Genomic DNA, 25,445 nt, shown 5'->3' on the forward strand with positions numbered 1-25,445 from the left:
CGCGTCCGCACCCCGTGGCTGCGGCCGCCTTCCGCGACCGGTTCCGGTCGGCCACGCTGTCCTCGTCGACGACGACGTCCCCGCCCGCTGCACCGCTGTCCGAACGGGCAGCGGGTTTCCCCGGCCCTGCCGGCGGCCGGCGTCGTCGCGACGCGTGACGCCAGTCCACGACAGGGGGAGACAACGATGAGCATTCTGGACGATCCCTGCACCACAACCCGGCCCACCGGGCTGCCCGCACCACTCACGTCGGCCGCGGACGCGCTCCGCCCGACCGCCCTCGGCCAGGCCGCCGAGGCCGACCGGCGGCGCGGCCTCGACGCCGCGCTCGCCGAGCGGCTGACCGGCTCCGGCTTCGCCCGGCACTTCGTCCCGCGCCGCTGGGGCGGCGCCGAGGGCAGCTTCGCCGAACTGGTCGAGGCGACCGCCTCGTTGGCGGAGGGCTGTACCTCGGCCGCCTGGTGCGCCGCCCTGCAGGCGGCCCACGGGCGGCTGGCCGCCTTCCTGCCCGAGGCCGGCCAGCAGGAGATCTGGGGGGCCTCCCCGGACGTGCCGATCGCGGCCGCGCTCGTCCCGCCGACCGGCCGGCTGGAGCGGACCGCCGACGGCGGGGTGCTGGTCACCGGCCGCTGGCGGTGCGTCAGCGGGGTGCGGAACGCCGCCTGGGTGCTGCTCGCACTGCCGGACCCGGCGGCCCTGCCGGGCGACTTCCTGATCGTCGCCGTCCCGAGGGAGGCGGTGACGGTGCACGACACCTGGCACAGCAACGGGCTGCGCGGCACCGGCAGCCACGACGTCAGTGTGGCCGAACCGCTGGCCGTGCCGGCGCACCGCTGCCTGGCCTTCATGGACCTCGTCCGGGCCTCCGCGGCACCGGGCCGGGCCCGCTGCCACGGTGTGCCGCCCCGGCTGGTCGCCGGACTGGCGTTCGCCGCGCCCGCCGTGGGGGCGGCGCGCGGCGCGCTGAAGGCCTGGGCGGCGCCGCTGGCCGACACGCACGGGCCGGGCGGTCCGGCCGTCAGCCCGGCCCGCTGCGAGGTGATGGCGCGGGCCTCCGCCGAGATCGACATCGCGGCCTCGCTCCTGGCGGACGCCGCGATGCGGGCCGACGCCGGGGCGGCCGGCGACCGCGCGGTGGGCCGCAACCTGCGGGACACCGCGCTGGCGGTGGAACTCACCGTCTCCGCGGTGGAGCGGCTCTTCCGGGCGGGCGGGGTGGCCGCCCAGTGGGAGGACTCGGCGCTCCAGCGGGCCTGGCGGGACGTCCACACGCTGGCCGCCCACGGTGCGCTCAGCTGGGACACGGCGGCCGCCGAGTACACCCGGACGGGCCTGGCCGCGTACGCCGGCTGAGGCGCGGGTGCGGCCCGGGGCGGGCGGGGTTTCGTGCCCCCGCCGGCCCCGGGCCGCGGGCCCCGGTGCCGGGGCGCGACCGGCACCGGGGAGTCCGGCTCAGGCCGACATCTCCTTGGGCAGCAGCAGGTCGCGGGCGATCTGCGGCAGCATCTCGTCGAAGAGCTGCTGTCCGCGCAGCTCCCCGTCCAGGGTGTACGGGATGTCGTCGACCGGGATCACCAGCGCGGGCAGCGCCGGGACGAGCCGGGCGCAGGCGGCCCGGGCCGCCCGTTGGGTGGACTCCTCGCGGTCGGCGTCGGCCGGCACGAAGGCGACCAGCAGCACGTCCCCGTAGTCGGGGAGTTCGCCGATCATGATGGCGGTCTGGCGGGCCGCGGGCAGCTCGGTGAGCGCCCGTTCGAGCGAGAGCAGCCGGGTGCCGAGGTCGGCCTCGTCCAGCTCGTCGTCGGTGGTGTGCGGCGGAACCGGCGTGGTCATGCGGGGATCTCCGTAGCTGACTGCTTGTCCAGGTGGATGTAGAGGTTGACCAGCGGCATGATCTCGGTGAGCAGCTCGCCGGTGCGGATGGTGCCGGTGGGGCTGTACGGGATGGCGTCGACCGCGATGACGTGCGCGGAGATCCACGGCACCCGGCGGGCGCAGACCGCGCTGACCGCACGGTAGGCGGAGGCCTCCAGGTCCCGGGCGACCGGGACGAAGGGCACCGCGAGGACGGGCCCGTGGTCCGGCACGGTGACCCGCAGCACGGCCAGGTCGCGGACGGCCGGCTGGTCGAGCAGTTCGGTCTCCAGGCCGAAGAAGGCGGAGTCGTGCTCGTCGTCGGCCCGGGCCCGCACGGGGCCGTCGGTGCGGCCGGTGAGTTCCAGCCGGCCCTCGTAGTCGATGACGCCGTCGTCCCCGGTGAGCAGGAACGGGCGCGGCCCCTGGCCGTCGCTCAGGTCGACCAGTACGGAGGGCGCGGGGGCGTCCCCCCAGGCGTCCATGAGCTGGTAGCTCGCGACGGCGACCCGGCCGCGGACGCCGGGCGGCAGCGGGCGGTGCTCGGCGTCCAGCACGGCGATGCCGATGCCCGGCATCGCGCGGCCGGAGCGGCAGGGCGAGAGCGCCAGCTCGTCCGGGCCGAGCAGGGTGACCAGCCCGGTCTCGGTGGAGCCGTAGTAGTGGTGCAGGACGGGGCCGAAGCGGTCCCAGGCCTCGTTGACGATCCAGCGGTTGAGGTGCTGGCCGCCGGTGAGCAGGAAGCGCAGCCGGGAGGTCTTGCGCAGCTCGGCGGAGGCCGGGTGGGCGAGCAGCCGGGAGAGCACCGGCGGCACCATCAGGGTGGCCGTGACGCCCTCGTCGGTGATCAGCCGGCACATCTCGGCGAGGTCGTGGTACGGGCCCAGCACGACCGTGCCGCCCAGGGCGAAGAAGACCCTCGCCCAGCCGGGGCTCGACGCGTGGTACATCGGGACGGTCACCAGGTAGGTGTCGTCCTCGTCGAAGGCGAACTCGTCGACCAGTTCGGCGAGCCGGCGCGCCTCGAAGGAGCGGCGGCGGATCACCAGCCGGGGGGTCCCGGCGGCGTCGTAGCTCACCGCGAAGTGCTCGTAGGGTTGGGAGATCGGCGCGGTCACGGCGGTCTGCGCGGCGGCCAGCGTCGAGTAGTGCACCGGCTCGCCGGCCTGCGGGTCCGGGGCGACCGGCTCGGGTGCGGCCAGCTCCTCGCCCACGCCGTGCAGGTGGACCTGCAGCACGCCCTCGCGGTCGGCCCAGCCGGCGGCGATGAGCAGCGGGCGGTGGAGCTTGCTGCTGACCACGACGGTCGGGCGGAGCTGCTCCAGGGCGTCCGCGGTCGCCTGCGGGGTGGCCTCGAAGTCGAGGCCGGTGACGGACACGCCCAGCGTCTCGAAGGCGGCCATGGTGACGACCAGCTCCCAGCCGTTGCAGCAGAGGAAGGCCGCACGGGCCGGCCGTCCCTCGGGCAGCACCGCGGCCAGGCCGCCGGCCACCTTGGCTATCTCGTCGGCCAGTTCGCTCCAGGTGATCCGGCGTCCGCCGTCCACCAGTGCGACGTGGTCCGGGCGTTCAGCGGCGTGCCGCAGGGCGTCTTGCAGCTTGATCATCTCGAACTCCGTTCCAGTGGGCTGGAGTTGGCCCTTCTGGTTCATCCATCGGTTGGGGCGCCGGAACACCTGCCCGGCGGTCTCGCTGGGGAAGGTCGGGCTCTTCTTCGCTGCACGCGGTCGCCGCCGAATGCGCGGGCACGCGTCGGGACACCCCCCCGATAGAAACAAACCTTCCCGAAGGTATCAATAGCCATCGGCAGGACCGATGCCCTGCCCGCCGACACCCCCGCCGACGCCCCTGCCGACACCCGTCCTACCCCGCCACCACCGCCCCCACCTGCACACATGCCCGGCGTGCGCGGATCCACGACGGCCGGTGCGCGGACCGGCAACACCCCCGTCCGGCCGGTCGGTAGCTTCGGCCGGGCACCGTCCCACCGCGCCCCGCCAGCCCCGTCCCACCGTGGAAGGAACAGCCCCATGAAGCGCCGTTTCGTCGCCCTCGCCGCCGCCCTCGCCCTCTCCGCAGGCGGCGCCACCCTCGTCGCCGGCCAGGCCTCCGCCGACGACGGCACCGCGGCCGCGACGGCCTCCGCCGCCCGCACCAGCAGCCTGCCCCCGTTCGCCGGCAAGACCTACCTGATCACGGTCGACAACGGGAACGTCTACAAGAACACCTACTCCGCGGACGGCACCTCGCTGCACTCCGAGGCGGTCGCCGGCACCGGCGTCGGCGAGACCTTCGACGCCGCCCTGGCCACCGCCCAGGTCGGCTGGGGCCTCTACTTCACCAACTGGGTCGAGCCCAACGGCGTCACCGTCAGCCACGTCATGAACTTCAACAACAACACCGTGAAGGTGTACTTCACCTTCGCCACGGCCACCGGCACCCGCCTCGGCCAGCTGCACAGCGCCACCATGAGCTGCGTGGCCTGATCCCCTTCCGGCCCGCACCCGGCGCGCCGCGCCCGACCCCCTTCCGGCGCCGCGCCCCGGCCGTGCCCGGGTACCGCCCCTCCCTGCGGTGCCCGGGCACGCCACCCGGCAGTGGTTGACTGGAGCCCATGAGCATTCACGAGAACCTGCTCGGCGGCCCGCCGCCGACCCACCTCCCGGCCGAGCCCGGACCGCTGGAGGCGCTGGCTCAGGGCGCCTCGCCCGCCGAGGTCGCGGCGAAGTTCCCGACCTCCTCGCTCGCCTGGGCCCAGCTCGCCGACGACGCCTTCGCCGCCGGCCGCGTCGTCGAGTCCTACGCCTACGCCCGCACCGGCTACCACCGAGGCCTCGACGCGCTGCGCCGCAGCGGCTGGAAGGGCCACGGCCCGGTGCCGTGGGAGCACGAGCCCAACCGCGGCTTCCTGCGCGCCCTGCACGCCCTGGGCCGCGCCGCCGCCACCATCGAGGAGAAGGACGAGGCCGAGCGCTGCGCCACGTTCCTGCGCGACAGCTCTCCGACCGCCGCCGACATGCTGGGCTGACCGCCCGCCGCGACACCCCCGCGGGCGGCCGCCACGGCCGCCCGCGGACTTCCCGCCGCGCGCACCCCTGAGGGCACGGGTCAGGCGTGAGAGCGGGATCGACTGGGCACGGCCCCTCGCCCTGACCGGCGCGGCCCGCCCGGACCTGTGACCAGCTGACGGCCCCGGCACCGCCGTGCACCGCCGCGCCGGTGCCGCGTACGCGCGCCCCGCCCGTCCGGGCCGAGACCGCCCCTCCGGGCACGGCGCCGGCACCTCGGGGAGTTCACCGGTGACGGCCCGTCGGCTGACCGACCGCCGTCGAGTGCGACGCCCGGGCCGGCCACATGCCGCCCTTGGCGAGGATGCGCACCCGGTCGCCCCCGCCCCCGCCCACGGCGCCCCTCCCCCTTCTTCCACCTGCACCGACGCCGCCGCGGCGGGACGTGCGACACCCGCAACCGACCCGGGGCGCGGCGCGTCTCCAGTCGTGGCGTCCGCCCGGACGCGACCCTGACCGGGCCGGCGATGCATACCGGGTATGTGGACACGCGGGCCGCCTGCGTGCAAGGGTGGATCGACGGTAACGATCCCGCAGCACCATGACGGACCGTCACGCCCTGTCGTCGACCAGAAAGCACCTCGTGCGAGCAGCCTCCGCCACCAGGAACGCACCCGCGCCCAGCCGACGCCGCGCCCGACAGCAGCGGCGGCGCCGGGCACGGCGGCGCACCGTCTTCGGCATGGGCCTGCTCTGCTCACTGACCGTGCTGGGCGGCACCGCCTTCATGGTGCTCAACGGCGGCAACGACAGCGGCACCGGCGGTCCCACCGCCCAGGCCCGGCCGATCCCGCCCCTGGGCAGCAGCGCCGCGCCGGCCGCCCGGAAGACCGAGACGCCGCCCACCCCCACTCCGACCCCGAAGCCCACACCGAGTCCCACGCCGAGCCCCACCGCCGTCGCCGACAAGGGCAAGGGCACCTTCACCGTCGCCACCTCCAAGGGCGACGCGGTCGGCAAGGGCCTGATCCGGCGTTACCGGGTCGAGGTGGAGGACGGCATCGGCATCGACCCGCAGGCCGCCGCCCAGCAGGTCCAGGCGATCCTCGGCGACAAGCGCAGTTGGACGACCGACGGCAAGGACGGCTTCAAGCTGGTCTCCGACGGCGTGTACGACTTCACCGTGAAGGTCGCCTCGCCCGACACCGTCGACAAGATCTGCGGCGCGGCCGGCCTGGACACCAAGGGCGAGGTCAACTGCGACGTCGGCAAGCAGGTCGTCGTCAACTCCAAGCGGTGGCTGACCGGTTCGCCGCAGTTCAGCGGTTCGCTGGACGACTACCGGGCGCTCATCGTCAACCACGAGGTCGGGCACCGGATCGGCCACGGCCACGAGGGCTGCCCGGGCAAGGGCAAGCCCGCCCCGGCCATGATGCAGCAGATCTACGGCCTCAACGGCTGCGTCGCCAACGCCTGGCCGTACACCGCGGACGGCACCTACATCAGCGGCCCGGCCGTGGCGTAGCGCCCCACCGCCGGGTGCCCCGCCCCCGGGACGTCCCTGCGCCGGCGGCGCAGGGACCCGGACGGAGCCGCGGCAGCCGTCAGTAGCGGATCGCCGCGACGCCCTCGCCGGTGCCGGCCACCAGCAGGCCGTCGGTGACCGCCAGCGCCCAGACCTGCGAGCCCAGCCGCAGGTCGAGCGGGGCGTCCGCGTCCGGCCGTCGCAGTCGCACCACGCCGTCCGCCCAGGCCACGGCCGTCACCGGCCCGGCCGGGGTGTCGGCCGCCGCCACGGCGGTGACCTGGCTGCCGCGGCGGTCGACCGGTTCGGCGGCCGGCTCCGGCACAGCCGCGTCCCAGCGCCGCACCGTCCCGTCGAAGCCGCCGCTGACGAGCAGCGAGGCGGTGCCGGCCAGCGCGGTCACCGGGCCGTCGTGGAGCTTCTCGGTGACGGTGCCGCCCTCGGGGCGGCAGCGGTGCACCGAGCCGGTGTCGTCGGCCACCGCGGGCAGGCCCTGCGGACCGGTGGTGGCGAGGGCGCTCAACTCGCCCCGGACGACCGCCTGCAGTGCCTGCAGCGCCTGCCCGGCCAGGGCGGCACCCGCCGTCTGTCCGCCGGGCTGCCCCGCCGGCTCCGGCAGGACGGCCGCGGTACCCTCCGCGTCCAGCAGCAGCACGGTGCCGTCCGGCGCCGACGTCAGCCCGCGCAGCGGCCGGGCGTCCGGCAGGGCGACCCGGGCCAGCGGCCGGCCGGAGCCGGCGTCCACCGTGCGCACCACGCCGCCCGGGTCCGCGAGCAGCAACTGCCCGTCGTAGCCGCCGGTGCCGACCGCCAGACCGGCGACCGGGCCGGGCCAGCCCTTCGAGGAGCCCGGCCACATCGCCCACTCGGCCCGCCAGGGCGCGGGCACCTCGGCGAGCCGGTCCGCGGCGGTGTCGTCCATGCCGATCAGCCGGGTGCGCAGCACCGCGGCACGGACGGCCGGGTCGTCCTCGCCGACCAGGGCCGGGCCGGCCGCCGTCCAGCCGTCCGGGACGGGCCCGTTGACGAAGTCCATGGCCGCGGTGACCGCCACCGGCTCGGCCCGGGTGAGGAGTTGGACGTCGGCGAGCAGCCCCGCCGCGGAGCCGTCCTTGGCCGCGGCCGTCCACAGGTCGCCGAGCAGCGCGGCATCGGCGGCGGCGAGGTCGGGCCGGCCGTCGGGGTGCCGCGGCACCCGGGCGATCAGCTCCGCCGCGGTCTCGGCGGGCCGCCCCGCACTGCCGTCCGCCGCACCGGGGCTGGGGTAGGCCGCCGGGTCGCCGCCGACCGAGGCCGCCCAGGCGGCGAAGCGGGCGGGGTCCGTCCACTCCGGGCGGTCGAGGTCCAGGACGGCTGCCTCCGGCACGACCGCACCGAAGGCGGCCGCCGCCGCGCCGCCGTCCGGCGCCTCCACCACCAGCCGTACCAGCTCGGACTCGGCGAGCGGACGCAGCAGCCCCGCCACCAGGTGCGAGGGGTGCACGGCGCGCCCGAGGTCCGGAACGCAGACCACCACCGGCCGACCCTCGTCGGCGAGGGCGGTGAGCAGTTCCTCCGTGCTGTGCGCGAGGTGGCCGAGGCGGCGGCCGAGCAGCCAGAGCGCGCTGTCGACGGTGAGCCGCTCTCCGGCGAGCACCGCGTCCACCCGCTGCCCCTCGGGCACCTGCCCGCCGGTGCAGGCCTCGCCGAGCCAGGTCAGCAGATGGGTCTTGCCCGCCCCCGGCGAACCGGTGACCCGGCACAGCCGCGGCGCGCGGGGGTCGGCCAGCCAGCCCAGCAGCGCCCGACCGGCCGGCTTGCGGCCCGCCCTCAGCGGCGGTATCCGACGCGCGCCGTCACTCATGCCTGTCCCCTCGTAGCCCGGTGCACGACCCATGAGCTTACTGAGCACGGACACCCCGACGGCCCGTCACCCCGCTGCCGTCCCGGCCCGGCGGCCCCGGCGGGGCGTCAGCCCAGGACGGGCAGCAGGCCCCGCAGGTCGCTGCGCTCGCCGCCGGCGTGCACCTCGGCGGCCTCGACCGCCTCCTGCCAGCCGCGCCGGCCGGTGGCCAGCCGGATCCAGGTGAGCGGGTCCGTCTCGACGACGTTCGGCGGGGTGCCACGGGTGTGCCGCGGCCCCTCGACGGCCTGCACGACCGCGTACGGCGGGATCCGCACCTCGACGGCGCCGCCCGGCGCCTGGTCGGCGAAGGCGTCGGCGAGCAGCCGGGTGGCGGCGGCCACCGCCTGCCGGTCGTGCGGGAAGGCGCGGCCGAGGGCGTCCGCGAGGTCGTCGGCGTGCACCACGGTCTCCACCAGCCTGGTCACCAGGAAGTCGGCGAGCGGCATCGGGCCGAAGCGCATGCCGATCAGCCGCCCGGCCTCCGCCGCGGCCGGGCCGGCCAGCACCGCGTGCAGCTCCGCACAGCGCCGGTCGAACTCGGCGGCCACCTCGGCGGGCGTACCCGCGAAGGGACCGGCCGCGAGCTCCTCGGCGATGTCGTTGATGGTGGCGGCCGCCGTCCGGGTCCGCCGCGCCCAGTCGAGCGGGGTGATCGCGGGGGCGTCCGGCAGCGGGTCGTCCAGGTGGGCCGGCACCCAGCTGATCACCATGCCCAGGTGCGACACCAACTCCCGGACCCGCCAGTCGCCGAGGCGGGTCGGCAGGTCGAGCTGGGCGGCGGTCAGGCCGCGGACGGCGCCGCACAGCGCCTCGGTCTGTCCGGCGAGCGCGGCGCGCACCTTCGCCGGGTCGTACGTGCGGGTCTTCGTCGGCATACCCGGCAGCGTACGCCGAGGGGCGGCCGGTTCTGCGGAACCGGCCGCCCCTCGGGACGTGCGCACCCGTCAGGCGAGCAGGGCCTCGATGACGCCGGTGTGGGCGTCCTTCAGCTCCGCCAGCGTGACGGTGAACTGGCCCTGGACCTCCAGGGCGTCGCCGTCGACGACACCGATCCGCGCGACCGGCAGGCCGCGGGCACCGCACATGTCGTTGAACCGGACCTCCTCGCTGCGCGGCACGGAGACCACCGCGCGGCCGGCCGACTCGGAGAACAGGAACACGAACGGGTCCGTGCCCTCCGGGACGACCACGCGGGCGCCGTTGCCGCCCTTGAGGCAGCTCTCCACCAGGGCCTGGCCGAGACCGCCGTCGGAGAGGTCGTGCGCGGCGTCGATCATGCCGTCGCGGGAGGCCGCGACGAGGATCTCGCCGAGCAGCCGCTCGCGCTCCAGGTCGACCCTGGGCGGCAGGCCGCCGAGGTGGCCGTGCACGACCTGGGTCCAGGCCGAGCCGCCGAGCTCGTCCTCGGTGTCGCCGAGCAGGTACAGCAGCTGGCCCTGCTCGCCGAAGCCGATCGGGGTGCGGCGGGTGACGTCGTCGATGACGCCGAGCACCGCGACCACCGGGGTCGGGTGGATGGCGACCTCGCCGGTCTGGTTGTACAGCGAGACGTTGCCGCCGGTGACCGGGGTGCCGAGCACCAGGCAGGCGTCGGCGAGGCCGCGGGTCGCCTCGGCGAACTGCCACATCACGTCCGGGTCCTCGGGAGAGCCGAAGTTGAGGCAGTCGGAGACGGCGAGCGGCTTGGCGCCGCCGGCCGCGACGTTGCGGTAGGCCTCGGCCAGGGCCAGCTGGGCACCGGTGTACGGGTCCAGCTTGGTGTAGCGGCCGTTGCCGTCGGTGGCGACCGAGACGCCGAGGTTGGTCTCCTCGTCGATCCGGATCATGCCGGAGTCCTCGGGCACCGAGAGCACGGTGTTGCCGAGCACGTAGCGGTCGTACTGGTCGGTGATCCAGGACTTGGAGGCCTGGTTCGGCGAGCCGGCGACCTTGAGCAGCGCGTCCTTCAGCCCGGCGCCGTCCGTCGGGCGGGCGAGCCGCTCGGCGGTGGGGGCGTCGGCCTGCAGCGCGTCCTGCCAGCCCGGGCGGGCGAACGGGCGCTGGTAGGTCGGGCCCTCGTGGGCGACGGTGCGCGGGGGCACGTCCACGACCTGCTCGCCGTGCCAGAAGATCTCCAGGCGCTCGCCGTCGGTCACCTCACCGATGACGGTGGCGATGACGTCCCACTTCTCGCAGATCTCCAGGAAGCGGTCGACCTTGGCCGGCTCGACGATGGCGCACATGCGCTCCTGCGACTCGCTCATGAGGATCTCCTCCGGCGAGAGCGTGTTGTCGCGCAGCGGCACGGTGTCCAGCTCGATCCGCATGCCGCCGGTGCCGGCCGAGGCCAGCTCCGAGGTGGCGCAGGACAGGCCGGCACCGCCGAGGTCCTGGATGCCCGCGACCAGGTCCTCCTTGAAGATCTCCAGGGTGCACTCGATGAGCAGCTTCTCCTGGAAGGGGTCGCCGACCTGGACGGCGGGACGCTTGGCCGGGCCGGTCGCGTCGAAGGTCTCCGAGGCGAGCACCGAGACGCCGCCGATGCCGTCGCCGCCGGTGCGGGCGCCGTAGAGGATGACCTTGTTGCCGGGGCCGGAGGCCTTGGCGAGGTGGATGTCCTCGTGCTTCATGACGCCGACGCAGAGCGCGTTGACCAGCGGGTTGCCCTGGTAGCAGGAGTCGAAGACGACCTCGCCGCCGATGTTGGGCAGGCCCAGGCAGTTGCCGTAGCCGCCGATGCCCGCGACGATGCCGGGCAGCACGCGGCGGGTGTCCGGGTGGTCGGCCGCACCGAAGCGCAGCGGGTCCATCACCGCGACCGGGCGGGCGCCCATCGCGAGGATGTCGCGCACGATGCCGCCGATGCCGGTGGCCGCGCCCTGGTAGGGCTCGATGTACGACGGGTGGTTGTGCGACTCGACCTTGAAGGTGACCGCGTAGCCCTGGCCCACGTCGACGACGCCGGCGTTCTCGCCGATGCCGACGAGCATGGCGTCGTTCTCCGGGGCCTTCTCGCCGAACTGCTTGAGGTGGACCTTGGAGCTCTTGTACGAACAGTGCTCCGACCACATGACGGAGTACATCGCGAGTTCGGCGCCGGTCGGGCGACGGCCGAGGATCTCCCGGATGCGCGCGTACTCGTCCTCCTTGAGGCCGAGCTCGGCCCAGGGCTGGGCGGCTTCCGGGGTCTGCTCGGCGTTCTTGACGGTGTCGAGGCTCATCAGGCGTTCACCAGCTGCTTCAGGACGGAAGTGAAGAAGCCCAGGCCCTCGGTGGTCGGGCCGGTGAGCGGCTCCACGGCGTGCTCCGGGTGCGGCATCAGGCCGACGACGTTGCCCGCCGCGTTGGTGATGCCGGCGATGTCGCGGTACGAACCGTTCGGATTGACGTCGAGGTAACGAGCCACGACCCGGCCCTCCGCCTCGAGTTCGTCCAGGACGTGCTCGTCGGCGACGAAGCGGCCCTCGCCGTTCTTCAGCGGCACCACGATTTCCTGGCCGCTGCTGTAATCGGACGTCCACGCTGTGTCGGCGTTCTCGATGCGCAGCTTCTGGTCGCGGCAGACGAAGTGCAGCGAGTCGTTGCGGGTGAGCGCACCGGGCAGCAGGTGCGATTCGCACAGCACCTGGAAGCCGTTGCAGATACCGAGGACGGGCATTCCCTGGCGGGCCTGCTCGATGATGGTGTCCATGACCGGCGAGAAGCGGGAGATGGCCCCGCAGCGCAGATAGTCGCCGTACGAGAATCCGCCCGGCAGGACCACCGCGTCGACCTGGTGCAGGTCCTTGTCGCGGTGCCAGAGGGCGACCGGCTCCGCGCCGGCGAGGCGGACCGCGCGCTGGGCGTCGCGGTCGTCGAGCGAGCCGGGGAAAGTGACGACGCCGACGCGGGTGGTCACTTCGCCTCTCCCTCGACGCGGACGGTGAAGTCCTCGATCACGGTGTTGGCGAGAAACGTCTCGGCGGCCTCGCGGATGCGGGCGAGCGCGGCGTCGTCCACCGGCCCTTCCAGCTCCAGTTCGAAACGCTTGCCCTGGCGGACGTCGGCGATCCCGGCGAAGCCGAGACGCGGCAGTGCGCGCTGCACCGCCTGTCCCTGGGGGTCGAGGATCTCCGGCTTGAGCATGACGTCGACTACGACGCGTGCCACTGGCACTCCCGGTGGTGATTGCGTGAAGGCGGGGGACCTTCAGACTACCTGGCATTTCGGGCCTCTCCGCGGTCGGTCCCGGTGACGCGCGTAGACAAACGCCCCTTACGCCGCAAGGGCTCCAGGCGTTCGAGCCGCCCCGGCGCGCCCCCTTTCGCCGGATTCAATGCCGCACCGGCCGGCCGGGCCGAGAACGCCCGAATACCGGCACACCGGACATGTCGACCACGACTATCCCCGTCTATCCGGCACGCTCGTGAAGCCTCGTGAATATCCGGAAAAAAGGAATGCCAGGGCCTTCGATTTCCGGCCTCTTTGGGTGCAGAATAGGGCGACCGGTGGCAGCGATCGGCTGCCTTTTGGCACGGCATGCCCGCATGCCGCCATGCGCGCCACCGGCGGACGGGCCACCGGACACCAGCATCCGGCGGCCGAATTGCCCGAGAGGATTGACACCCATGGCTCAGCGTGTAGTCGTCACGCTCTCCGACGACCTGGACGGCGGCACCGCCGCGGAAACCGTCCACTTCGGTGTCGACGGGAAGTCGTACGAGATCGACCTCTCCGTGGAGAACGCGGAGAAGCTGCGGGAGGCCCTCGCCCCGTTCGTCGCGGCCGGCCGCCGGCAGAGCCGCACCGGCAAGTCCTTCCGGCGCACCGCCCTGACCCCCGACCCGCAGGCCGTCCGCGCCTGGGCGCAGTCGCACGGCATGGACCTCCCGGCCCGCGGCCGCATCCCCAAGGCGGTCTACGAGCAGTTCGCCGAGGCCAACTGAGTGTGCCGCCGCCCCACCCCGGTACCCCTCCGGGGAAAGGGTGGGGCGAGCACTCCGATCGATGGGGTAGAGTATTTCTCGTCGCCGCAACCGGAGGCCGAAAGGCAACCGGGAGGGGCGATCGGTGCCGAGGCACCGTGCGGACGTGGCTCAGTTGGTAGAGCATCACCTTGCCAAGGTGAGGGTCGCGAGTTCGAATCTCGTCGTCCGCTCGCAGTGTTCCAGCAACACGGCAGCAGTACAGCAGGACAACTCAACAGCATGCGGACGTGGCTCAGTTGGTAGAGCATCACCTTGCCAAGGTGAGGGTCGCGAGTTCGAATCTCGTCGTCCGCTCCGAGCACGAAGGGCCCCCTCGTAGAGGGGGCCCTTCGTCGTGTTGCCGACACGCGCGGCAGCGCCGATGACATTTGTCATCGCCGACCCGTGCGAGCGCACCGGTAGCCGGTGACGGCACGCACTGACCGCGCGCGCCGACGGCCGGGAGGCTGGAGGCATGAAGGACACCAGCCACTCCGGGCCGGCCGTCGAGGCCGTGGACCTGCACCGCCGTTACGGCCCCACCGGCCCGGGCGGCTTCGACGCCGTCCGAGGCCTCGACCTCACCGTCCACCGCGGCGAGCTGTTCGCCCTGCTCGGCACCAACGGCGCGGGCAAGACCTCCACCATGGAGCTCCTCGAAGGGCTGGCGGCACCCACCGCCGGCCGGGTGCGGGTCCTCGGCCACGACCCGCACCGCGAGCGCACCGCCGTCCGGCCCCGGATCGGCATCATGCTCCAGGAGGGCGGCTTCCCGGGCGACCTCACCGTCGCCGAGACCTGCCGCGGCTGGACCGGACTGACCAGCGGCGCCCGCCCGGTCGGCGAGGCACTCGACCTGGTCGGCCTCGGCGGCCGCGCCGGGGTGCGCGTCAAGCAGCTCTCCGGCGGCGAACGCCGCCGCCTCGACCTCGCCGTCGCCCTGCTCGGCCGCCCCGAGGTGCTCTTCCTCGACGAACCCAGCACCGGCCTCGACCCCGAGGCCCGCGCCGCCGTCTGGCGGCTCGTCCGCCGGCTGCGCGAGGAGGGCACCACGGTGCTCCTCACCACGCACTACCTGGAGGAGGCCGAGGAGCTCGCCGACCGGCTCGCGATCATGCACGCCGGCCGGATCGCCGCCACCGGCACCGTCTCCGAGGTCATCGCCGGCCGCCCGGCCCGGATCGCCTTCGAGCTCCCGGAGCGCTGCGGCCCGTACGAGGCCATCGGCCTGCCCGCCCTGCCCGCCGCGGACATCACCGCCGAGGGCCGCCGGATCACCGTCCGCACCCCGCAGCTCCAGGCCGACCTCACCGAACTGCTCGGCTGGGCCGCCCACCACGGCGTCGCGCTCGGCGGGCTGGAGGCCCGCAGCGCCACCCTCGAAGAGGCCTTCCTCGCCATTGCCGCCGAGGCGGCCGCCACCCCCGAGACGATCGGCAGCCCCCGATGACCACGCCCGCCGCCACCGCAGCCACCTCCGCCGCCGGCCGCCCGGCCGCGACCACCACCGCCGGCCGCCTGCTCGCCCTCGGCCGCAGCGAGGCCACCCTGCTGCTCCGCAACCGCACCGCGCTCTTCATGGCGGTCGCCATGCCGCTGGTCATGATGGTGACCCTCAAGGGCATCCTCGACCAGCAGGCCGAGACCACCCCCGACCTCGACCTGCACGCCAACCTGGTCAACGGCGTCGCCGGACTGATCCTGCTCTTCGTCGTCTACTACAACCTCACCACCGCCTACGTCGCCCGCCGCGGCGAGCTGGTGCTCAAGCGGCTGCGCACCGGAGAGGCCCGCGACCTGGAGATCCTGGCCGGCACGGCGCTCCCCTCGGTCGCCCTCGGTCTGCTGGAGTGCGGACTGATCGGCGCGGTCGGCGCCGCCCGGCTGGACCTGCGCACCCCGGTCAATCCGCTGCTGATGGCCGCCGGCCTGCTGCTCTGCACCGGCCTGCTGATCGCGCTCGCCGCCGCCACCAGCGCCTTCACCAAGTCCGTCGAGACCGCCGGCATCACCACCCTGCCGCTGCTGCTGTTCGCCCAGATCGGCTCCGGCCTGCTCATCCCGCTGGAGACCATGCCGGACGGCCTCGCCACCGCCTGCCGGCTGCTGCCCACCACCCCGGCCTTCCAGCTGATCCGCCTCGGCTGGTTCGGCACCGACGGCTCCGACGCACCCACCGACTTCCTCGGCACCTGGGTGGAGGCCCTGCCGCACCTCGGGCTCGGCGTGCTCTGGCTCGCCGCCGCCGTCTGGGCCGCCCGCCGCTGGTTCCGCTGGGAGCCGCGCCGCTGACCCCGCCGCCGACCCGCCGTCCGCCGGAACACCGCCGTGTCCGCCGCACCCGCCGCACCGGAGGATTCCGGCGGCCCAGCCGATGGGAGGATCTGACGACCGTGCATCCGTCGAGAGGGGACGACGTGGACCTGCTGAGGCCGTCGCGGCGCTGGCGGGCGCTGGGCAAGCCCAAGCGCACCGAGCTCTTCATCCGCTGGTCCCTCTACGTGACCGGCGTGCTGCAGCCGCTGCTCCTGATCGGCGCCCTCACGGGCAAGCGCGGGGCGGAGCTGCCCGGCGCCCTCCGGATCACGGTCGCCGTCGCCTCGCTGACCGCCTCGGCCCTGTTCGTCGTCTGCTGCCGCGCCGGGCTCGCGCACTACCTCGGCCGGCGGGCCCGGCCCACCGGCTGGCTGATCGCCTTCACCGCCGGCACGCTGGCCTGCTACTGGGCGGTGCTCTCCAGCAGCAGCCCAACCGGTGACAACCCCGTCCCGAACAGCGTCGCGACCGCCACCTGGCTGCTGGTCTTCTGGTTCGCCCCGATGGCCGTCGCCGTGCCGGTGAAGGCCGTCGCACCGCTCGGGCTGCTCGGACTGGCGTCGTCCGTCCCCGTCGCCGTGCTGGCCGGCATCCAGACCGCCACCGCGGTCGGCCTGGCGGTCGGCTCCGGGATCGTCATGGCCCTCATCGGTGCGACCTGGCGGGGCACCGCGTGGATCGCCGCCGTGGTCTGGGAGCTCGACGCGGCCCGCGAGGCGCAGGCCCGGCTCGCCGTCGCCGAGGAACGGCTGCGCTTCTCCCGCGACCTGCACGACGTGCTCGGCCGCAACCTCACCACCATCGCGCTGAAGAGCGAGCTCGCCGTCCAGCTCGCCCGCCGCGGCCGCACCGAGGCCGCCGACCAGATGGTCGAGGTCCAGCGGATCGCCCAGGAGTCCCAGCGCGAGGTCCGCGAGGTCGTCCGCGGCTACCGGACGGCCGACCTCGCCGCCGAGGTCGCCGGGGCCCGGTCCGTGCTGCGCGCCGCCGGCGTCGAGTGCGACATCGACCTCGGCCCGGACGCCGCCGGTCTGCCGCCCACGGCCCAGTCCGTGCTCGGCTGGGTCGTCCGCGAGGCGACCACCAACGTGCTGCGGCACAGCGAGGCCGGGCACTGCACGGTCACCCTGCGCCTCGACGGCGGGCACGCCCGGCTGACGGTCGAGAACGACGGCGTCACCGCACGGCCGGCCGACCGCGACCAGCCCGGCACCGGCCTGCTCGGCCTGCGCGAACGGCTCGCCGCCCACGGCGGCGGGCTCGCCACCCCGCCCGCCGACCCCGGTCGGTTCCGGATCACCGCATCGCTCCCGCTCGACCTCCCGGCCCTGGAGGTGGCCGCCCCGTGACCGATCCCGTCCGCGTCCTGCTCGCCGACGACGAGCACCTCATCCGCGGGGCCCTGGCCACCCTGCTCGGGCTGGAGGACGACCTGCAGGTCGTCGCCCAGGCCGCGTCCGGGCCGGAGGCCCTCGCCATGGCCCGTGCCCACCGTCCCCACGTCGCGGTCCTCGACCTGCAGATGCCGGGGCTGGACGGGCTGGAGGTCGCCGCCGAACTGCGGCACGTCCTGCCGGACTGCCGGACGATGATCGTCACCGGGCACGGGCGGCCCGGGTACCTGAAGCGGGCCCTGGAGGTCGGGGTCCGCGGCTTCCTGCCGAAGACCGTCTCCGCCTCCGACCTCGCCGGCATCATCCGGACGGTCGTCGCGGGCGGCCGCTACGTCGACCCTGAACTCGCGGCCGACGCCATCAGCGCGGGCGACAGTCCGCTCACCCCGCGCGAGACCGACGTGCTGGAGCTGGCCGCCCACGGCACCTCGATCGCCGAGATCGCCGAACGGGCCGCCCTCTCCCCCGGCACCGTCCGCAACTACCTGTCCTCCGCCGCCGGCAAGCTCGGTGCCGAGAACCGCCACGCCGCCGTCCGCATAGCCCGCGAACACGGCTGGATCTAGACCGGGTACGGCAACAGGACAGGGGCGGGAGGTGCCCCCACCCGCCCCTGAGTGTGCTCCTGCGTAGCTGCCTCGGAGGCCGCCCGTCAGACCCAGGACGTCCCGGTGAGGCGCTCGTAGGCCTCGATGTACTTGGCGCGGGTCCGCTCGACGATCTCGGCGGGCAGCGCCGGCGGCGGCTCCTCGCCGGTACGGTCCCAGCCGGACTCCGGCGAGGCCAGCCAGTTGCGGATGATCTGCTTGTCGAAGGACGGCTGGACCTGGCCCGGCTGCCACGCGTCGGCGGGCCAGAAACGGGAGGAGTCCGGCGTCAGCACCTCGTCGCCGATGATCAGCTCGCCGTCCAGCAGGCCGAACTCGAACTTGGTGTCGGCGAGGATGATCCCCCGCTCGCGGGCGATGTCCCGGGCCCGGCCGTACACCGCGAGGGTGGTCTGACGCAGGGTGGCGGCGAGCTCGGCGCCCAGCCGGCGGGCGGTCTCCTCGTAGGGGACGTTCTCGTCGTGCTCGCCGACCTCGGCCTTGAGGGCCGGGGTGTAGATCGGGGAGGGCAGCTCGGAGCCGTCCTCCAGGCCCTCGGGGAGGGCGATGCCGCAGACGGTGCGGGAGTCGCGGTACTCGACCAGGCCGGAGCCGGTCAGGTAGCCCCGGGCGACGCACTCGACCGGCACCATGTCCAGGCTGCGGCAGATCAGCGTGCGGCCCTTCCAGTCCGCGGGGGCGCCGGCCGGCAGCTCGGTGGAGACCACGTGGTTGGGCACCAGGTCGGCGATCCGCTCGAACCACCACAGCGACAGCTGGGTGAGGATGCGGCCCTTGTCCGGGATCTCGTTGGGCAGCACCCAGTCGAAGGCGGAGGTCCGGTCGCTGGCCACCATCACCAGGTCGCCGTCGGCGGCGCGGTACAGGTCGCGCACCTTGCCGGTGTGCAGGTGGACCAGGCCGGGAACCTGGACGGGCTCGGGCTTGGTGACAAATCCGCTCAAGGTCGTCTCGTCCTCAGGGAAGGGGGCTGACGGCCCGAGTCTTTCACGTCGGCCCGCCGGCCTCCTTGCAGAGGTGGTCGAGCAGGTTGGCGGTGGCCCGCTGGACGCGCTCGTCGGTGTGCCCGGGCCGGTCCAGTGCCGGCGACCAGGCGAAGGTGCCGGCCGCGAAGACGTACGCGCCGCTGGGCGCCCGGTAGAGCGAGGTCTGCTGGTGCCGCAGCCGCCCGGCGCTGTCGCGGTACGGGGAGTGGGCGAGCAGGGTCCGTTCGGTGTGCTCGGGCAGCGGGGCCCGCGGGTGGTAGTGGTCGGCCTCGCCGGCGACCAGGCCGGGCAGCGGGTCGCCGTCCTGCAGGCCGGTGCCGGCCCACAGCCAGTGGCCGGTGTTGCGGGCGATCATCGGGGCGGGCGAGGGCACCCGACCGGCGTACTGGACGCCGAGCAGGGCCTGCTCGGGCTCGCCGGCCTCCCGCCAGAGCGCGCCCGCGGTGCCCGGCAGCCCGGCGGCCGGGCTGCCGACCGGGACCTTCTGCCGCTTGCGGCAGTTGAGCAGACGGTTCGGCTCGCCGGACGGCCCCGCCGAGAGGTCGACCCGCCAGTACATGGTGTTGGCGGAGAGGAACACCAGCGAGGTGCCGGTGTCCCGGGCGTACTCGACCGTCCGCCGCATCGGCTCGGACCAGTACTCGTCGTGCCCGGGGAAGACCATCGCCCGGTGCCGCTCCGGGTCGACCAGCCCGGCGTGCAGGTCGGTGGCGGTCGCGTAGGCCAGGTCGTAGCCGTACCGCTCGGCCCAGCGGATGAAGTCGTAGGCGTGCCCGACGTGCAGCGGCAGCCCCGCGCCCGCGTGCGGCCGGTCGAAGGAGACGGTGACGGCGGCCTCGGACTCGCCGACCAGCCGTCCCTGCCCGTCCCAGGCGTGGTACAGGCTGGCGCCGGTGTGCCCGTCCTCGGGGAAGAGGTTGTAGGCCTGCCAGGTCACGTCGGGCAGGACGAGCAGCAGCTCCGCCGGGTGCTCCGGATCCGCGTCGCGGACGGTGAACGGGACGTGGCTGCGGTGCCGGTCGTCGGCCGTGGTCAGCACCGCGACGTACGCGCCGGGACGCCAGTGCGCGGGGATGTGCAGCCGCCAGGACTGCCACCAGTGGTGACAGGAGACCGTCCGGCCGACGACCAGGGGCGCCGCCTGGGCGAGCCCGGAGATCAACGGGCTGGAGGTGACCTGGCGGGCGCCGTCGCCGCCGTAGTGGCCGATCCGGTAGACGTCCACGGTGAACTCGCGCGGCGGGTTCACCGTCACCCGGAAGTCCACCGAACCCCCGGGGCGGACCACACCGGCCGAGGCGAAGCCCTTGATCTGCTGGTCGACGTCGTCGGCGTTGGCCGGGCTGTTCACCACCGGGGCGGGCCTTGGCCCGCTGAGCGGCTGCTGGCCGGGCGCGTCGACGCTGACGTACCACGGGACCCCGCCGTCGGCGAGGTACTGGTCGGGGCTGCGCAACCACGGCAGCGGCCCCTGGCCGAAGGGGTCGGACACGCCGTGCGCCAGCGTGCCGGACTCCCAGCGGCGGTTGAGTTCCGTCCCCACGCGCCCCTCCCCACGGTCGCCGGCGTCAGGCTCGGCCCGCCCCTCCGCAACTGGCATGTGCCACACGGATGTGCGTGCGGTCCAGCACACCACAGGTTGCTGTCACTGCGTCACCCCACCGTAGCAACTGGTAGGCAAGACGCCCGATTCCGCACGGTTCGTCATCAACTGCGCACGGGGCGCGCGAGCCGCACGCCCGCCGTCTCCAACCAGCCGCGCAGCGGTGCGTCCTTGCCGAGTTCGACGGCCTGTCCGACCACCGCGACCAGGTCGGCCCGGCGCACCCCGCCCATCAGCAGCACCGGCCCGTCCAGCCAGTCCAGGCCGGGGACGGCGGCGCCGGCGTCCACCACGGCGCAGCTGACCATCGCCGTGAGGTGGTCAGCGAGCAGGTCGCGGGCGTGGCGGCCCGGCGCGGTGTGGCCGCAGCGGCCGGCCAGGGTGGTCGCCAGCTCCTCGCCGCCCCCGCCGGCGAGCCGGGCGAGCACCCGGGCGAGCGGCGGCCCGCCGGACCGGCCCGACCCGGCACCGTCCAGGGCGGACTGCAGCACGGCCGACTTGTCGCGCCAGGCGCGGGCGGCCACCTCGGCCGGGTAGGCGTCCCAGTCGAGCGGCCGCCAGCCGCCGGGCGGCACCTGGTGCAGCAGCTCCGCGGCGAGCAGCGAGACGGCGGCGTCCACCCGGCCCGGCTCCTCCAGCAGGTCGCAGGCCGGCCGGTCGCCGAGCCGGGTCTCGTAGCCGTCGGCGAGCCGGTCGCGGCGGGCCAGCTCGGTGAGGGCGGCGACCACGCCCGCGTTCAGGTGCTCCGGGTGGCGGCCGAGCCGCCAGGCGGGCAGGGCGACCCGGGTGAGCAGGCGGTCCCACCCCGCGTAGGCGAGGCCGACCTGCTCCTGGGCGGCGATCCGCATCCCGTAGTCGACCGCCCTGGCCTGGTGCGAGGCCCAGGCGGCGGCCGAGCGCTCCAGCTCGGCGGCGTGGTCGCGGCAGGCGCCCAGCAGCAGGCGGTTGATCCGGTCGATCACCGCGGCCGGCCCGCGGTGCGGCTCGCCGAGCGCGGCGTCCAGGCTGCGGACGAAGCGGCGGGCGGCGGCCACGTCCGTGTCGGCGGCGACCGCCGTGCCGGCCACCACGGGGGCGAGCAGGGCCCGGAGCTCGCCCGCCCGCATCCACCACAGGAAGGGCGAGCCGATCACCAGGACGGGCGCCGGGTGCGCAGTGCCCCGGCGGTGCGGGCCGACCGGTTCCTCCAGCCAGCTGTCGCAGTCCGGGGTCAGCGCGATCCCGGAGGGCACGGGCACCTCCAGGCGCTCCGCGAGGTCGGCCAGCAGCCGGTACAGCTCCGGGGCCTCCTCCCGGCGGACCGGGACGGCCGGGGTGACCGGCGGCACGGCGGACCGGTGCGAGCGGTGCACCAGCCAGCCGGTCACCAGTGCCAGGACGGCGACGGCGGCCACCGCCCAGCGGACGGCGTCCCACGGGCCGCCGTCCGGCGAGCCCGGCGCGCCGATCCGGCCGGTGAAACGGCCCGCCAGCAGCACGACGGCCAGGGCGGCGGGGACAACGGTGGCGGCCAGGGCCCAGCCACGGATTCGCAGCACGGCCTGGGCATGCACGCGTGCGGCGTCGACAGCGGCCATTCGGCGCGGCACCCCCTTCGGAGCGGTCGGAGGCCAGTGGGCCGGGGCCGGATGGACCGGCCGGGCCGGCACCCGCGGCGTCCGAGCGACTCGAAATGATCAGTATCCGACCGGGACTCGGCGGCAGCCGCCCCCGGTTGTGCATCCTGCATGGCACTTCTGACAGTGTTGACGCCCTCGTGCGGATGGGTGTTCCGGATCGCACCGCTTTCCACTCGTCCTGGTGACGGCGCGAACAATCCGGACGCCCCCAGCATCCCCCCGGGGACGTCGCCCCACCCGGTGGCGTCCGCGGTGGCGATACCGCGGGCGGGCGCGATTCAGCGCACCCTACGACCGGATCGCGGGTTGCGTCAGCCGGATGCCCGATGAGTCACCCGAAGGGCTGGATTCCCGGCTTCGGGGAACCCCGCGGGGCGCGCCGGGTGGGCCGGGAAAAGCCCGAGGGCGCTGCGCCCATGGGGGTGTCCCCGCGGAGGCAGCGCCCTCGGCGCCGTCGACGGCCGTGCGCTACTGCGCGGCCTTCAGCGCGATGTCGGTGCGGTGGTGCGAGCCCTTCAGCGAGATCTTCGCGACGCCGCGGTAGGCGCGCTCGCGGGCCTCGGCGATGTCGGCGCCGGTCGCGGTGACCGACAGCACGCGGCCGCCCGCACTGAGCACCTCGCCGTCCTCACCCGTTCGGGTGCCCGCGTGCAGCACGTGGGTGTGCTCGTCGGCGACCTCGGCCAGGCCCTCGATCGGGTCGCCGGTGCGCGGCGCGGCCGGGTAGCCCTCGGAGGCCACGACCACGGTCACCGCGGCGCCCTCGTCCCAGCGCAGCGGCTCCAGGCCGGCCAGGGTGCCCTCGGCGGCGGCGAGCAGCACGCCGGCCAGCGGGGTGCGCAGCCGGGCCAGCACGACCTGGGTCTCCGGGTCGCCGAACCGGGCGTTGAACTCGATCACGCGGGTGCCGCGCGAGGTCAGCGCGAGGCCGGCGTAGAGCAGGCCGGAGAACGGCGTGCCGCGGCGGCGCAGCTCGTCCACGGTCGGCTGCAGGACGGTGGCGAGCACCTCGTCGACCAGGCCCTCGGGGGCCCAGGGCAGCGGGGAGTAGGCGCCCATGCCGCCGGTGTTCGGGCCCTCGTCGCCGTCGAGGGCGCGCTTGAAGTCCTGGGCGGGCACGAGCGGCAGCACGGCGGTGCCGTCGGTGATCGCGAAGAGCGAGACCTCGGGGCCGTCCAGGTACTCCTCGATCACCACGCGCTCGCAGGCGGCGGCGTGCTCCAGCGCGGCCGCGCGGTCGGAGGTGACCACGACGCCCTTGCCGGCGGCCAGGCCGTCGTCCTTGACCACGTACGGCGCGCCGAAGGCGTCCAGCGCGGCGGCCGCCTCCTCGGCGGTAGTGCAGACGTAGGAGCGGGCGGTCGGCACGCCGGCTGCGGCCATCACGTCCTTGGCGAAGGCCTTGGAGCCCTCCAGCTGAGCCGCCTCGGCGGAGGGGCCGAAGACCGGGATGCCGGCCCCGCGCAGCGGGTCGGCCACGCCGGCCACCAGCGGGGCCTCGGGGCCCACCACCACCAGGTCGGCGGCGAGCTCGCGGGCCAGGGCGGTGACGGCCGCGCCGTCCAGCTGGTCGACCGGGTGCACCGTGGCGACCTCCGCGATCCCGGCGTTGCCCGGGGCGCAGTGCAGCTCGGTGACGGCGGGATCGAGGGACAGTGAGCGGCACAGGGCGTGTTCGCGGGCGCCGCCGCCGATTACGAGGACCTTCACGCTTGGCAAGGGTAGTCGGTGGCCGGTTCCGCGCTCCTGCCGCCCGTGGCGAAACCTCCAATGCTGCCGCTTTTCTGCGCATCCGATCTGGAGGATCGCACAAAGCGGGGCGCCGACGGCGGCCCTCCGGGCGCCGACGCAGGCCGCGGGTCATGTCCGCGGGCCCGCCGGGCCTCGCTCGGAAGAGTGAAATCTCGCCGCCCGACGAAACCCTCTCACCTCGGCTTCCGGACCCGAATTCGGATAACGATCACAGCCGAAGCGCCCCCACGGTAAGCCATTTGGGGGTAAGAAGTGCTGATGGACGAGAACCGGCGAACCGCCGGAGCACGGCACCATGGGCGGCTCACATCCACCCGCGCACGGAGCCATGTCCGACGATGCGTCAGCCGGACGCGCCGTCAGCCGGGCGTCCAGCCAGGACTGCACTGTCACCCGCCACAGGGAGCCCCACAGGTGAGCCAGCCGGAAATGCAACCCGAGGAGAGCCCCTGGGGCAAGGACGTCGGCGAGGAGGACCAGCCCCCGGCGGCCTCCGCCGGCCGCACTCCGACGCGCCGCCGCACGGATCTGAGTGCCCGTCAATTTCCTCTCGGTGACTGGGGAGAGCCGGCCGAGCGACTGGAGGAGCTCTACCGCTGGTCCGAGGAGCGGGCCGTCGAGGCGATCGACTGGTACCGCAAGGACCGTGTGTGGAAGCGCCGTTGGGCCCGGCTGCTGCGTTTCGGCGCCGCGGTGTCCGGGGTCGCCGGGGTGAGCGCCCCGCTGGTCGGGACGACCGGTGTGCTGGAGGGCGCGGCCGGCTGGGGCTACGTCGGCCTCGCGATGTCCGCCGCCTGCCTGCTGACCGACCGCGGCTTCGGCCTCACCTCCGGCTGGATGCGCGACGTCTCCACCGCGCAGGCGCTGCAACGGCGCCTGGAGGCCTTCCAGTTCGACTGGGCCTCGGAGTGCGTCCGCGAGGTGCTCGGCCCCACCGAGGGCACCGCCGGCGAGGCCGCGGAGCGCTGCCTGGGCGTGCTGCGGCGGTTCTGCGAGGACGTCTCGGACATGGTCCGGTCCGAGACCTCGGAGTGGATGCTGGAGTTCCGCGCGACGATGACCCAGCTGCCCACCCAGGCGCCGGGCGCCTGGGGCGGCCGTTCCGAGGGCGGGATCGGCGCCCAGGTGCGGGTGCTGCCGCCGCCCGGCACCCGGCCCACCATGCCCCGCCAGCGCCCGCCGGAGGGGCCGCTGCGCTGACGGCGCGCACCGAAACCGCAGGGCGGGCCCGCCGTGGCCCGCCCTTCCGTGTTGCACCGGCACCCGGAGGCCCGCCCGGGCGGCGGCACCGGCACGGACGGTCAGGCGAAGACGATCATCGAGCCCTGGGTGACGCTGCGGGTCGCCGCCGCGTAGAGCCCGGCCCAGGCGTGCCGCTCCCGCGCGAAGGGGTGGTGCACCTCGTCCAGCGGCGGGGCGAAGGGCTGCTCCAGACCGGTCGGCGAGAGCGGGCGGGTGGGCGCCGGGGGTTCGAGCACGTCGATGCCCAACACCGGCGCCACCGCCTGCAGTTCGCGCAGCAGGCCGTACGAGGAGCCGAGCGGGCCACCGGTCGCCAGCAGTGCGTCGTCGACCAGGGGGACGGCGAAGTCCACCGGGACGTACGCACCGGCGTGGTCGAAGTGCCAGACCAGGTGCGACTGTTCGGCGGTTGACTCGAACATCTCCAGCAGCTGCTCGTAGTCGCCGCCGAGCGCGTCCACCGGGGTGATCTGGAAGCCGGTCACACCCAACAGGTAGGCGCGGCGCAGGAAGTGGAGCGAGTCGTAGTCGAAGGCGGCTATCGGCTCGACCTCACCGGTGATGCCGGGCGCGTAGCCGTGCACCGGGACCTCGGGCAGCCCGTGGCCGGCCAGCACCGCGTTGTAGCGGACGAGGTCGTCCCGGAAGGGGTTCTCGGGGTTGTAGGTGAGGACGTCCACGAGCGGGACGAGCCAGAGGTCGCAGGCCATGGCCGGCTCATCCTCTCC

General features: G+C 74.6%; 22 protein-coding genes and 2 tRNA genes. 12 read left to right on the forward strand and 12 right to left on the reverse strand.

Annotated features, from left to right (window positions below; translation table 11 throughout):
• Positions 1–186 precede the first annotated feature (186 nt).
• On the forward strand, positions 187–1,353 hold the full coding sequence (locus IE98_RS0130855) for a hypothetical protein (RefSeq protein WP_078661434.1): 1,167 nt from the start codon (positions 187–189) through the stop codon (positions 1,351–1,353).
• Between the two features lie 99 nt (positions 1,354–1,452).
• On the opposite strand, the gene IE98_RS0130860 is transcribed toward IE98_RS0130855, so the two are convergent.
• Both IE98_RS0130860 and IE98_RS0130865 read right to left on the reverse strand, forming a co-directional pair.
• On the reverse strand, positions 1,453–1,833 hold the full coding sequence (locus IE98_RS0130860; protein WP_030274652.1) for a hypothetical protein: 381 nt from the start codon (positions 1,831–1,833) through the stop codon (positions 1,453–1,455).
• Complete coding sequence (locus IE98_RS0130865; RefSeq protein WP_030274654.1) at positions 1,830–3,461, reverse strand: class I adenylate-forming enzyme family protein; 1,632 nt, start codon at positions 3,459–3,461, stop codon at positions 1,830–1,832. Before IE98_RS0130865 ends, IE98_RS0130860 begins: the two co-directional genes overlap by 4 nt.
• A gap of 423 nt (positions 3,462–3,884) precedes the next feature.
• Between IE98_RS0130865 and IE98_RS0130870 the strand changes: the two genes are divergently transcribed.
• The 3 genes from IE98_RS0130870 to IE98_RS0130880 all read left to right on the forward strand — a co-directional run bounded on the left by IE98_RS0130870 (position 3,885) and on the right by IE98_RS0130880 (position 6,387).
• Positions 3,885–4,340, forward strand: coding sequence for a MoaF-related domain-containing protein (locus tag IE98_RS0130870; protein ID WP_030274661.1), 456 nt, complete (start codon positions 3,885–3,887; stop codon positions 4,338–4,340).
• Between the two features lie 128 nt (positions 4,341–4,468).
• Positions 4,469–4,882 carry a DUF3151 domain-containing protein gene (locus IE98_RS0130875; RefSeq protein ID WP_030274663.1) on the forward strand — a complete coding sequence of 138 codons (414 nt, stop codon included), beginning with the start codon at positions 4,469–4,471 and terminating at the stop codon, positions 4,880–4,882.
• 623 nt (positions 4,883–5,505) lie between these two features.
• Positions 5,506–6,387 carry a DUF3152 domain-containing protein gene (locus tag IE98_RS0130880; RefSeq protein ID WP_052391208.1) on the forward strand — a complete coding sequence of 294 codons (882 nt, stop codon included), beginning with the start codon at positions 5,506–5,508 and terminating at the stop codon, positions 6,385–6,387.
• A gap of 79 nt (positions 6,388–6,466) precedes the next feature.
• Here the strand turns inward: IE98_RS0130880 and IE98_RS0130885 are convergent, their stop codons facing one another.
• The 5 genes from IE98_RS0130885 to purS all read right to left on the reverse strand — a co-directional run bounded on the left by IE98_RS0130885 (position 6,467) and on the right by purS (position 12,406).
• On the reverse strand, positions 6,467–8,230 hold the full coding sequence (locus IE98_RS0130885; RefSeq protein WP_030274665.1) for a WD40 repeat domain-containing protein: 1,764 nt from the start codon (positions 8,228–8,230) through the stop codon (positions 6,467–6,469).
• Between the two features lie 107 nt (positions 8,231–8,337).
• Entirely contained in the window at positions 8,338–9,147 is an 810-nt protein-coding gene (locus tag IE98_RS0130890) for a maleylpyruvate isomerase family mycothiol-dependent enzyme (protein ID WP_030274666.1), read from the reverse strand.
• A 69-nt stretch (positions 9,148–9,216) separates the two neighbouring features.
• Positions 9,217–11,472 carry a phosphoribosylformylglycinamidine synthase subunit PurL gene (gene purL, locus IE98_RS43345; RefSeq protein WP_043175525.1) on the reverse strand — a complete coding sequence of 752 codons (2,256 nt, stop codon included), beginning with the start codon at positions 11,470–11,472 and terminating at the stop codon, positions 9,217–9,219.
• Complete coding sequence (gene purQ, locus IE98_RS0130900; RefSeq protein WP_030274667.1) at positions 11,472–12,149, reverse strand: phosphoribosylformylglycinamidine synthase subunit PurQ; 678 nt, start codon at positions 12,147–12,149, stop codon at positions 11,472–11,474. Before purQ ends, purL begins: the two co-directional genes overlap by 1 nt.
• The gene (gene purS, locus IE98_RS0130905; protein ID WP_199922992.1) at positions 12,146–12,406 is read right to left on the reverse strand and encodes a phosphoribosylformylglycinamidine synthase subunit PurS; all 261 of its coding nucleotides are present in this window, start codon (positions 12,404–12,406) and stop codon (positions 12,146–12,148) included. Before purS ends, purQ begins: the two co-directional genes overlap by 4 nt.
• Positions 12,407–12,858: 452 nt before the next feature.
• Here purS and IE98_RS0130910 point away from each other — a divergent pair, with 452 nt between their 5' ends.
• The 7 genes from IE98_RS0130910 (at position 12,859) to IE98_RS0130940 (ending at position 17,473) form a co-directional block, all read left to right on the forward strand.
• On the forward strand, positions 12,859–13,176 hold the full coding sequence (locus IE98_RS0130910; protein ID WP_030274670.1) for a histone-like nucleoid-structuring protein Lsr2: 318 nt from the start codon (positions 12,859–12,861) through the stop codon (positions 13,174–13,176).
• A gap of 139 nt (positions 13,177–13,315) precedes the next feature.
• Positions 13,316–13,388: transfer RNA gene (locus tag IE98_RS0130915), tRNA-Gly, on the forward strand.
• A 51-nt stretch (positions 13,389–13,439) separates the two neighbouring features.
• Positions 13,440–13,512, forward strand: a tRNA-Gly gene (locus IE98_RS0130920).
• Between the two features lie 160 nt (positions 13,513–13,672).
• Entirely contained in the window at positions 13,673–14,647 is a 975-nt protein-coding gene (locus IE98_RS0130925) for an ABC transporter ATP-binding protein (protein ID WP_030274672.1), read from the forward strand.
• A complete protein-coding gene (locus IE98_RS0130930) occupies positions 14,644–15,489 on the forward strand; it encodes an ABC transporter permease (RefSeq protein ID WP_030274674.1) in 846 nt (281 codons plus the stop codon). Before IE98_RS0130925 ends, IE98_RS0130930 begins: the two co-directional genes overlap by 4 nt.
• Before the next feature lie 125 nt (positions 15,490–15,614).
• The gene (locus IE98_RS0130935; RefSeq protein ID WP_078661436.1) at positions 15,615–16,862 is read left to right on the forward strand and encodes a sensor histidine kinase; all 1,248 of its coding nucleotides are present in this window, start codon (positions 15,615–15,617) and stop codon (positions 16,860–16,862) included.
• Positions 16,859–17,473 (forward strand): response regulator transcription factor, encoded by a 615-nt coding sequence (locus IE98_RS0130940; RefSeq protein ID WP_030274678.1) that lies wholly within the window; start codon positions 16,859–16,861, stop codon positions 17,471–17,473. The genes IE98_RS0130935 and IE98_RS0130940 overlap by 4 nt, the downstream gene beginning before the upstream one ends.
• An 86-nt stretch (positions 17,474–17,559) precedes the next feature.
• Here the strand turns inward: IE98_RS0130940 and IE98_RS0130945 are convergent, their stop codons facing one another.
• From IE98_RS0130945 to purD, 4 genes are all read right to left on the reverse strand, one after another.
• Entirely contained in the window at positions 17,560–18,459 is a 900-nt protein-coding gene (locus IE98_RS0130945; protein WP_030274679.1) for a phosphoribosylaminoimidazolesuccinocarboxamide synthase, read from the reverse strand.
• Between the two features lie 43 nt (positions 18,460–18,502).
• The gene (locus IE98_RS0130950; protein WP_030274681.1) at positions 18,503–20,044 is read right to left on the reverse strand and encodes a N,N-dimethylformamidase beta subunit family domain-containing protein; all 1,542 of its coding nucleotides are present in this window, start codon (positions 20,042–20,044) and stop codon (positions 18,503–18,505) included.
• A 164-nt stretch (positions 20,045–20,208) separates the two neighbouring features.
• Entirely contained in the window at positions 20,209–21,681 is a 1,473-nt protein-coding gene (locus IE98_RS0130955; protein WP_030274684.1) for a hypothetical protein, read from the reverse strand.
• A 510-nt stretch (positions 21,682–22,191) separates the two neighbouring features.
• Complete coding sequence (gene purD / locus IE98_RS0130960) at positions 22,192–23,433, reverse strand: phosphoribosylamine--glycine ligase (protein WP_030274686.1); 1,242 nt, start codon at positions 23,431–23,433, stop codon at positions 22,192–22,194.
• Between the two features lie 456 nt (positions 23,434–23,889).
• On the opposite strand from purD, the gene IE98_RS0130965 reads away from it, so the two are divergent.
• Positions 23,890–24,675, forward strand: a complete 786-nt coding sequence (locus IE98_RS0130965; protein WP_030274688.1) for an SLATT domain-containing protein — start codon at positions 23,890–23,892, stop codon at positions 24,673–24,675.
• Between the two features lie 101 nt (positions 24,676–24,776).
• On the opposite strand, the gene IE98_RS0130970 is transcribed toward IE98_RS0130965, so the two are convergent.
• A complete protein-coding gene (locus IE98_RS0130970) occupies positions 24,777–25,427 on the reverse strand; it encodes a hypothetical protein (RefSeq protein WP_030274690.1) in 651 nt (216 codons plus the stop codon).
• Between the last annotated feature and the right edge of the window lie 18 nt (positions 25,428–25,445).

Origin of the sequence: Streptomyces sp. NRRL B-24484 (assembly GCF_000717715.1) — a bacterium.
Lineage (GTDB): Bacteria > Actinomycetota > Actinomycetes > Streptomycetales > Streptomycetaceae > Kitasatospora.